Consider the following 1,482-nt stretch of genomic DNA (forward strand, 5'->3'; position numbering starts at 1 on the left):
GAGACTGTCAAGTAAAAAGTGTAACCTTTGAAACCAGAGTCTAGCAACTGCCGAGCCGCGACTTGACCTGGAGCCTCTGGCGGGTCCGGTGCACGCGCGATGGGCGAAGGGGCCTTAGGGCCGTTCTCGCGCCGGGCTGACAGCCTACCAGACCCGCCCCCTCCACCTCAAGTCGCTTTAGCGGACCTGAACACGCTCTGGATAACAAACGGTTAGTTGCAGCAGAATTTGTCCCCAGTTCTGTACGCGTCCCGTCCATTTGCGCACGACATCCATGGTCGCCAGGTACAGCATTTTGAGCAGCGATTCATCATTAGGAAAGAGGCTCTTTCCTTTCGTCACCTTGCGTAATTGCCGGTGATAGCCCTCAATCATGTTCGTCGTATAGATCAGTTTGCGCAGCTCCGGCGGATACATGAAAAACGTGCAAAGCTCATCCCAATTTTGACGCCAGGACTTCACGATTAAGGGGTACTTCTCTCCCCAGGTTTCTTCAAATCGATCCAACTCCAGCAAGGCGGCCTCCTCGGTGGCAGCTTTGTAAATGGGCTTCAGGTCAGCCGTAACACGTTTGAGATCCTTGTAGGACACATAGCGGACCGAGTTGCGAATCTGGTGAACGATACATTTTTGAATATCCGTTTTCGGGTAACAGGCCGAGATCGCTTGGCTGAAGCCCGTTAAGTTGTCCACGCAGACCAGCAAAATGTCCTGTACGCCGCGGTTCTTCAAGTCGTTTAACACGCTCATCCAGAACTTGGCTGACTCGTTCTCGCCGATCCAGATGCCCAGTACATCTTTGTTGCCGTCCAAGTCGACCCCAATCACCATGTAAGCGGCTTTGTTCACAATGGCCCCATCCTGTTTGACTTTGAAGTGAATCGCATCCAGAAACACGACCGCATACGTCGGCTGCAGGGGACGGTTATGCCATTCTTTAATAATGGGCATGATTTTATTGGTGACGTTGGAAACGAGCGTCGGCGATATCTCGATGCCATACAGACCCTGCAAATGGTCCTGGATGTCCCGAGTGCTGACTCCCTTCGCATACAAGGCTGTAATCTGATCCTCGATGCCCGTGACATTTGTTTGATTTTTCTTGATCACGACCGGCTCGAACTCCCCCAGACGATCGCGTGGCACCTTGATGGGAAGATCCCCGTATTCCGTGTGAACCGTTTTTTCCCGATAGCCGTTCCGACTGTTCTTCGTCTCTTTGTTATGGTCGTAGGGTGCATAGTCCAGTTGGGTATCCAGTTCCGCCTTCAAGGTGGCCTCCAGTACATCCTTGAACATGTCTTTCAAGGTCGCCTGGATCTGCTCCACCGACTGGAATTGATGTTCCTTTACGAGTTCCTGTATCGCTTGTTTGCTCCAAAATTTCTCTGTCATTGGTTTTCCCTCCGAAATGGTCTGTTTGAACATAGTATGTCCCATTTTGATTCATTTCAAAGGTTCCACCTTTCATTTTACAGACCC

Annotated in this window: 1 protein-coding gene; it reads right to left on the reverse strand. The window is 51.2% G+C overall.

Annotation, left to right across the window (positions count from 1 at the left end; all coding sequences use genetic code 11):
- Positions 1-177: 177 nt before the first annotated feature.
- Positions 178-1,395 (reverse strand): IS256 family transposase, encoded by a 1,218-nt coding sequence (locus IDH45_RS33695; protein ID WP_190932543.1) that lies wholly within the window; start codon positions 1,393-1,395, stop codon positions 178-180.
- Positions 1,396-1,482 lie beyond the last annotated feature (87 nt).

The sequence above is a fragment of the Paenibacillus oceani genome (assembly GCF_014705615.1).
GTDB lineage: Bacteria > Bacillota > Bacilli > Paenibacillales > NBRC-103111 > Paenibacillus_AB > Paenibacillus_AB oceani.

Coding starts and splice junctions, on each gene's coding strand:
- IDH45_RS33695 (WP_190932543.1), bottom strand. CDS start 1,395: ATGACAGAGAAATTTTGGAGCAAACAAGCGATACAGGAACTCGTAAAG.